At 70.0% G+C, this 7,808-nt stretch carries 6 protein-coding genes; all 6 read left to right on the top strand.

Annotated elements, in window-relative coordinates; genetic code table 11:
• Window positions 1-262: 262 nt before the first annotated feature.
• The 6 genes from ACZ6CL_RS36030 (at window position 263) to ACZ6CL_RS36005 (ending at window position 7,806) form a co-directional block, all read left to right on the top strand.
• Window positions 263-1,870 carry an acyl-CoA synthetase gene (locus ACZ6CL_RS36030; RefSeq protein ID WP_468943978.1) on the top strand — a complete coding sequence of 536 codons (1,608 nt, stop codon included), beginning with the start codon at window positions 263-265 and terminating at the stop codon, window positions 1,868-1,870.
• Between the two features lie 93 nt (window positions 1,871-1,963).
• Window positions 1,964-2,872, top strand: a complete 909-nt coding sequence (locus ACZ6CL_RS36025; protein WP_468943975.1) for an amino acid ABC transporter permease — start codon at window positions 1,964-1,966, stop codon at window positions 2,870-2,872.
• Window positions 2,869-3,657 carry an amino acid ABC transporter ATP-binding protein gene (locus tag ACZ6CL_RS36020; RefSeq protein WP_468943972.1) on the top strand — a complete coding sequence of 263 codons (789 nt, stop codon included), beginning with the start codon at window positions 2,869-2,871 and terminating at the stop codon, window positions 3,655-3,657. The genes ACZ6CL_RS36025 and ACZ6CL_RS36020 overlap by 4 nt, the downstream gene beginning before the upstream one ends.
• Window positions 3,654-4,907: a dipeptidase gene (locus ACZ6CL_RS36015; protein ID WP_468943969.1), complete on the top strand. Its 1,254-nt coding sequence runs from the start codon at window positions 3,654-3,656 to the stop codon at window positions 4,905-4,907. Before ACZ6CL_RS36020 ends, ACZ6CL_RS36015 begins: the two co-directional genes overlap by 4 nt.
• 71 nt (window positions 4,908-4,978) lie before the next feature.
• Window positions 4,979-5,926, top strand: a complete 948-nt coding sequence (locus ACZ6CL_RS36010; protein WP_468943966.1) for a transporter substrate-binding domain-containing protein — start codon at window positions 4,979-4,981, stop codon at window positions 5,924-5,926.
• A gap of 11 nt (window positions 5,927-5,937) precedes the next feature.
• Window positions 5,938-7,806 carry a CocE/NonD family hydrolase gene (locus ACZ6CL_RS36005; protein ID WP_468943963.1) on the top strand — a complete coding sequence of 623 codons (1,869 nt, stop codon included), beginning with the start codon at window positions 5,938-5,940 and terminating at the stop codon, window positions 7,804-7,806.
• The last annotated feature ends 2 nt before the right edge of the window (window positions 7,807-7,808 follow it).

The following is a 7,808-nucleotide window of genomic DNA, read 5'->3' as shown; positions in this document are numbered from 1 at the left end:
TCAGAGCGGTGGTGGCGACGATGCCACGGACGGCTGGACTGATCATGGAGCCTCCAGGCTCGCGGGATGCCCCGGACCTCCCGGATCCCTGACCGGTCATTCCATGTAAATGATCACTTTTGGGCAAGGCGGCCCGCACAAGCGGACCGATGTGCCACCCGGTCAGATGCATCGCCCGGGCCGCGCGCGGTCTTGAACGCCGCTCCGTGCCATGTCAGCGTGACGAACCGTCCGGCCCGTCCGACCATTCGGGAGACTTCTGGTGACCGCATCCCCCTCCCTGCCCGTGGACATCGTGCGCGCCCGGCGCCACGGCATCGCCGATCTGCTGGCGCGCAGCGCCGCCCGGCTGCCCGGCAAGACGGCCCTGGTGTTCGGCGCGCTGCGGCAGACGTACGCGGAGCTGGACGCCCTGGTGAGCCGCACGGCGGGCGCGCTGGCGGCGCGCGGTGTCGCCAAGGGCGACCGGGTGGTGCTGTTCGCGCGCAACTCGCACGGCTATGTGGTGGCGTACTTCGCGCTGGCCCGGCTGGGCGCGGTGTCGGTACCGGTCAACTTCATGCTGCGGCCGCCGGAGGTCGCGTACCTGCTCGCCCACTCGGGCGCGGTCGGGGTCATCGCGGGGGACGGTCTGCTGGAGACGGCCGACGCGGCGCTGGCCGAGGCCGCGCCGGAGCGCCTCGTGCTGCGCGCGGCCATCGCCGCGCAGGGGCGGCAGGAGCGGGAAGAGCGGGAGGGCTGGGAGGACTTCGCGGCGCTGGGCGCGGAGTACGGCCATCCGGTGCCCGACCCGGCGCTGGAGGACGACGATCCGGTGCAGCTCATGTACACCTCGGGGACGGAGTCGCGGCCCAAGGGCGCGATCATGACGAGCCGGTGTCTCATCGCGCAGTATCTGACGACGATCGTGGACGGCGGGATGACGGCCGACGACGTCGAGGTCCACGCGCTGCCGCTCTACCACTGCGGCCAGTTACACGCCTTCCTCACCCCGGACGTCCATCTGGGGGCCACCTCGATCATCCTGCCCGGCCCAGATCCGGCGGCGCTGCTGGCGACGATCGAGGAGGAGCGGGTGACCAAGCTGTTCGCGCCGCCCACCGTGTGGATCGCGCTGCTGCGGCATCCGGAGTTCGGGCGGCGCGATCTGTCGTCGTTACGGAAGGGGTACTACGGCGCCGCGGCCATGCCGGTCGCCGTGCTGGCCGAGCTGCGGCGGCGACTGCCGGGGATCGCGTTCTACAACCTCTACGGGCAGACCGAGATGTCGCCGATCGCGACCGTCCTGGGCCCGGCCGACCAGGAGCGCAAGGCCGGGTCGGCGGGGCGGGCCGCGCTCAACGTCGAGACGCTGGTGGTGGACGGGGACGACCGTCCCGTACCGCCGGGCACGGTCGGGGAGATCGTGCACCGAGGCCCGCACACCATGCTCGGCTACTGGCGGGATCCCGAGCGCACCGCGGAGGCGTTCCGGGGCGGCTGGTTCCACAGTGGCGATCTCGGGGTCATGGACGAGGAGGGGTATCTGACCGTCGTCGACCGCAAGAAGGACATGGTCAACAGCGGCGGGGAGAACGTGTCCGGGCGCGAGGTGGAGGAGGTCCTGCACGCCCACCCCGCGGTGGCGGAGGCCGCGGTGTTCGGTGTGCCGCATCCGTACTGGATCGAGGCGGTGACGGCGGTCGTGGTGGCCAGGCCCGGAGAGCGGGTGTCGGCCGACGAGATCACGGCGCACTGCGGGGAGCGGCTGGCCGGGTTCAAGGTGCCCAAGTACGTGGTGGTGACCGCGGCCCTGCCGAAGAACCCCAGCGGCAAGATCCTCAAACGGGAGCTGCGCGACACCTACGGACACCTCGGCACCGACGGTTGACGGTTCTGTGTCAACTGTTCGGGAGGGCCCTGGAACCCGGTTTTAAGATGCGGTATTCCCCTGCTGTGACGACGAACCGCCCGAGGGCCCTTCATGAGCAAAGTCCTGAATCTTGACGCCCTACCCGAGCCATCCCGGCTCAAACGTGTGAAGCGACGGCGTCCAGGACTGCTGGTGGCCAATGCCGTGGTGCTGGTGTTCGCCGCGATGGCGGTGACCACGATATTCACCAACCCGCGCTTCGAGTGGGACACCGTCGCGAAATACTTCTTCGAGATCCGCATCATGAAGGGTATCGGGGTCAGCCTGGGCATGACCGCCGTGACCATGGCATTCGCTCTGGTGCTGGGGACCGTCGTAGCGCTCATGCGGATGGGTTCCTCACGGCTGATGTCGGCGGCCGCGGGCACGTTTATCTGGGTGTTCCGCTCGATTCCCATGCTGGTGCAGCTGCTGTTCTGGTACAACCTGGCGGCGCTGTTTCCCACCCTGTCCCTCGGCATTCCCTGGGGCCCGCGTTTCGTCACCTTCGACGCGAATTCCCTGCTGGGTCCGCTGACCGCCGCGGTCATCGGATTGACCCTGCATGAGACGGCTTACGTGGCAGAGCTGATCCGTTCCGGTCTGCTCTCCGTACCGGAGGGGCAGCGCCAGGCGGCCGCCGCACTCGGTTTGACGCCGACTCAGATCTTCTTCCGCATCACTCTCCCTCAGGCGCTGCGCGTCATCGTGCCGCCGATGGGAAATGAGCTGATATCTCTCCTCAAGGCGACATCTCTGGTCAGCGTGATCTCCCTGGCCGATCTGCTCTACTCGGTGCAGCTCATTTATTCGAAGAACTTCCAGACCGTTCCCCTGTTGATCGTGGCCGCGATCTGGTACATGATCATCACCGGCGTCATCACCCTCGTGCAGCAGCGCCTGGAACGACGCCTGGGGCGACACACGCTGATACCGGCCGAAAAGGTCGGGAAAGTGAAGAGGATCGAGCACTCGGTATGACCGTGGCATCGGAAAGGGGAGCGCAGCCCATCGTCTCCCTGCGCGGAATCGTCAAGTCGTTCCGCTCCACGGAGGTGCTGCACGGCATTTCCCTGGATATCCACCGGGGTGAGACGGTCTGTGTCATCGGCCCGTCCGGATCGGGCAAGAGCACGCTGCTGCGCTGCGTCAACCACCTGGAGGTCCCGGACGACGGCATGGTCGTGGTCGACGGCAGCGTCATCGGCTACCGGCTGCGCGGCACCTCCCTGCATGAGCTGGGCACCCGCGAACTGGCCGCGCAGCGCTCGGCCATGGGCATGGTCTTCCAGAGCTTCAATCTCTTCCCCCACCTCACCGCCCGCGAGAACATCGTGGAGGCGCCGCGCCGGGTCCTCGGGCTGTCGAAGGCGGAGGCCGACGCCCGCGCCGAGGAGCTGATGCGCCGGGTCGGGCTCGACCACAAGCTCGACAGCTACCCCGAGCAGCTGTCCGGCGGCCAGCAGCAGCGCGTGGCCATCGCCCGGGCGCTGGCGATGCGGCCGAAGGTGATGCTGTTCGACGAACCCACCTCCGCCCTGGACCCCGAGATGGTCCAGGAGGTGCTGAGCGTCATCCGGGACCTGGCCCGGGAGGGCATGACGCTGGTGGTCGTCACGCATGAGATGCGCTTCGCCGCCGAGGTCGCCGACCGCGTCGTCTTCATGGACGACGGGCGGATCGTCGAAGAGGGCCCGCCGGACCGGCTGTTCGGCTCCCCCTCCCATGACCGCACCCGCACGTTCCTGTCGAAGGTCAGCGCATGAGCACCGGACGACCTCTGCCCGCCAAGACCCGCGCCCGGCTGGACCTGTGGGACGGCTACCGCTCGTACCACTACCTGGAGCCGGGCGCGGACTTCCAGGACTTCCCGCTGGTGCCCGCGGTGGGCCGGGTGCCCGGCTCGGCGCCGGTGTGGAGCGAGGACGTCGAGACCCGGGCGCGGGACTTCGAGGAACGCCATCTGGTGATCTCCGCGCACGACCATCTCTCGCTGCGGCCCGCGGACCCGGCGGACTTCGCCGCGTTCCGCCGCCAGGGGCGGGAGGCGATCCCGTACGAGGGCATGGCGCACTCGGGCGTGGACCTGTTCTTCGACGGCGGCCCGGCCGCCGTCAGCATGATCCGCTCGCACACCCCCTGGGACTGGGACGACGCGGTGAGCGATCTGGCCATGCGCCAGGCCGACTTCGCCCATCAGCGCCTGGTGGCCCCGGTCCGCACCCTGGAGGACGCGGAGCGGGCCCGGGCCGGGAACCAGGTGGGCGTGGTGCTGACCCTGGAGTCCGCGTCCCCCATCGGCAACGACGTCGACCGGCTCGATCTGCTCTACGGGCTGGGCGTGCGGCTGCTCGGGCTGGTGTACAGCGAGAGCAACCAGCTCGGCTCGGGGCTCGCGGACACCGGCGACACCGGGCTCACCGCGCTCGGCCGCCGCGCCCTGCGGCGGATGAACGACCTCGGCATCATCGTCGACGTCTCCCACTCCGGGGACGCGACGGCGCTGGACGCGGTGCGCCGCTCCACCGATCCCGTGGTGATCACCCACGCCGGGTCGCGGGCGCTGTGGCCGACGCCGCGGATGAAGCCCGACGATGTGATCCGGGCGTGCGCGGGCTCCGGCGGGTTCATCGGCGTCGAGGCGGCCCCGCACACGACCATCACCACCCGGCACCCCCGGCACAGCCTGGAGTCGGTGATGGAGCACGTGGAGCGCTGCCTGGACCTGGTCGGCATCGACCACGTGGCCTTCGGCCCGGACACCAACTTCGGCGATCACACCGCCTGGCACCGCACGTTCGCCCCGCTCTTCGGCAAGGACGACGCGCACGACGGCCAGAGCGCCGGACCGCCGCCGCACGAGCCGGTCGACTACGTCCACGGCTGTGAGAACCCCGCGGAGGCCGTCGGCAACATGATCCGCTGGCTGTTCGACCACGGCTACTCCGAGGAGGACGTGGCCAAGCTCGCCGGGGGCAATGTGCGGCGCGTCGCCGAGACCGTCTGGGGTCGCTGACCCCAGTCCCCCAACCCCCCACATCCCCCCTCATCCGGGTCAGCCGGATCTCCCGAAACGGAGCACAGCCCATGCGTCACCGTCCCAGCGCCGCCGGGTGCGCCCTGCTCGTGTCCCTCGCGCTCCCCCTCACCGCCTGTTCGGTCGACGACACTCCGGACGACAAGGGCAAGTCCAAGGAGGCCATGCCCACGCCGTCCCTCGCCCTGGAGCCGAAGGACGGCGAGCTGGCGGCGCAGGTGCCCGCGGAGTACAAGAAGAAGACCCTGGTCATGGGGGTCAGCGAGTACGACCCGTATGTGACCATCGGCTCCGACGGGAAGATCACCGGCCTGGTCCCGGATCTGGCCAAGCAGCTCGCCTCCCAGCTCGACATCAAGATCAAGGTGACGCGGACGCCGTTCGACGCGGTGATCCCGGGGCTGAAGTCCGGCCGGATCGACCTCAGCGCGCCCTCCGGCGACTTCGTCGAGCGCCAGAAGGAGGTCGACTTCGCCGACTTCGCGCAGAGCCAGGTGACCGTGATGGTGAACAAGGAGAGCGGGTTCCGCCCGGAGTCCGGCATCGGCGTCTGCGGGCACAAGGTCGGCGTCGAGAAGGGCGCGGGCACCGAGAACGTCCTCGCGGGGCTGAGCAAGCGGTGCGCCAAGAAGGGCAAGGAGGCCGTGCGCCCGCAGGCGTACGGGGACCTGGCCGCCGCGAGTTTGGCGCTGCAGAGCAAGCGGATCGACGCGGTGGTGGCGCCCAGCGCCTCCAACACATCCGTCAGCGAGAACTCGGACGACAAGTTCGAGACGCTGGAGCTGAAGGACATGCTCAGCCTCCCCGCGGCGACGGCGATCTACGGCATCCAGGCCAAGAAGGGCACCGGCCTCGCCGCCGTGATCGTCAAGGGGCTGCGGGAGATGCAGGAGTCGGGCACCTACGCGAAGCTGTTCGGCGGCTGGGGGATGCCCCTGTCCACCGTCACCCGGTCGGAGATGCTGCTCAACGGCTCGAAGCAGTCCCAGACCAAGTGAGCGGCTCCCCCATGGCACCGACCGGGCGGACCGAGGCCGCGGAACACCTCGGCGGAGGACTGTGGCGCCACCTTCTGCGCGTACCCGTACGGGACGGGGTGGTCCTCGCCGCGGATCTGTACGCGTCCGGGGAGCGGCCCGGTCCGCGGCCGGTGATCCTGGAGCGCACCCCGTACGGCCGCCGCGAGATCCGCGAGTCGGACCGCTGCCGCCATGACGAGCCGGTGCCGACCCCCGAGGAGACCTCCGCCTTCTTCGTCCGCGCCGGATACCACGTGGTGCGGCAGGACTGCCGCGGCCGGGGCGACTCCGGGGGCACCTTCGTGAAGTACCTGGGCGAGGGGCCGGACGGCGCGGACACCCTCGACTGGATCGCCGGACAGCCCTGGTGCGACGGGCGGGTCGTGATGATGGGGGTGTCCTACTCGGCGCACGCCCAGACGGCCGCCGCGGCCGAGTCCCCCGCCCCGCTGGCCGCGATGTTCATGGACTCCGGCGGCTTCGCGAGCGCGTACGAGGCGGGCATGCGGATGGGCGGCGCCTTCGAACTCAAGCAGATCACCTGGGCGTTCCGGCACGGTGAGGAGAGCCCGGAGGCGGAGCGGGACCCGCTGGTGCGCAAGGCGTTCGCCGGGACCGATCTGCGGGACTGGTTCACCGTGCTGCCGTGGCGCACCGGCGTCTCCCCGCTCGCGCAGGTCGGCCAGTACGAGCGGTATCTGCTGGACCAGTGGCGGCACGACGCGTTCGGCGCGTACTGGCGGCAGCCCGCGATCTACGGGCGGGGCCACTACGACCGCTTCCCGGACGTGCCGACGCTGCACATGGCGAGCTGGTACGACCCGTATGTGCGCTCCACCATCGAGAACTTCACGGCCATGGGGCGGCTCAAGACGTCCCCGGCGTATCTGGTGATGGGGCCGTGGACGCACGGCGCGCGCTGTGTCACCTTCGCCGGTGACGTGGACTTCGGGCCCGCCGCGACGTTCAGCGACAACGTGGACACCTCGTATCTGACCTTCCGGCAGCGCTGGTTCGACGCGGTGCTGCGCGGCGCAGACCCCGAGGAGATCCCACGGGTGCGGTACTTCCTGATGGGCGGGGGCGATGGCCACCGCGACGCGGCCGGGCGCATGCGGCACGGCGGCCGGTGGCACACCGACACCCAGTGGCCGCCGACCGGGACCCGGGAGACCGCGTTCTACTGCCACACCTCGGGTGAGCTGAGCCGGGAGAGACCCGTGGGCACGGACGCGTGGGTCGAGTACGACTTCGATCCCGGCGACCCGGTGCCGACCCTGGGCGGCCAGGTGACCTCGGGCGAGCCGGTGATGGTCGGGGGCGCCTTCGACCAGGTGCCGGACGAGCGCTTCTACGGCGCCCGAGAACCGTATCTGCCGCTGAACTCACGACCCGATGTGATCTCCCTGGTCACCCCGCCGCTGGCGGAGCCGCTGGAGGTGGCGGGGCCCGTCACCGCCCGGCTGTTCATCTCCTCGACCGCGCCGGACACCGACTTCACGGTGAAGCTGGTCGATGTGCACCCGCCGAACGAGGACTATCCGCACGGGTTCGCCATGAACCTCACCGAGGGCATCTTCCGGTGCCGCTTCCACGCGTCGTTCGAGCGGCCCGAACCCCTGGTGGCGGGCGAGGTGTACGAGATCGAGATCCCGGCGCCGGACACCGCCAACCGCTTCGGGGCCGGACACCGGCTGCGGGTGGACATCTCGTCGAGCAACTTCCCGCGCTTCGACGTCAACTCGGGCACCGGTGAGCCCGAGGCCGTCACCCGGCGCAAGGTGGTCGCCACCAACCGCGTGCACATGAATGCCAACCACCCCTCGGCGGTGCTGCTGTGGACGCGGCCCGGCGCGTAACC

Source organism: Streptomyces sp. NPDC041200 (assembly GCF_055591805.1).
Note: the sequence above shows the minus strand (reverse complement) of the source record. Positions and strands in the feature narration are given on the sequence as shown.

Excerpts from the sequence above, each read along its gene's own strand:
- ACZ6CL_RS36025 (WP_468943975.1), top strand. The coding sequence starts at position 1,964 with ATGAGCAAAGTCCTGAATCTTGACGCCCTACCCGAGCCATCCCGGCTC.
- ACZ6CL_RS36020 (WP_468943972.1), top strand. The coding sequence starts at position 2,869 with ATGACCGTGGCATCGGAAAGGGGAGCGCAGCCCATCGTCTCCCTGCGC.
- ACZ6CL_RS36015 (WP_468943969.1), top strand. The coding sequence starts at position 3,654 with ATGAGCACCGGACGACCTCTGCCCGCCAAGACCCGCGCCCGGCTGGAC.
- ACZ6CL_RS36010 (WP_468943966.1), top strand. The coding sequence starts at position 4,979 with ATGCGTCACCGTCCCAGCGCCGCCGGGTGCGCCCTGCTCGTGTCCCTC.
- ACZ6CL_RS36005 (WP_468943963.1), top strand. The coding sequence starts at position 5,938 with ATGGCACCGACCGGGCGGACCGAGGCCGCGGAACACCTCGGCGGAGGA.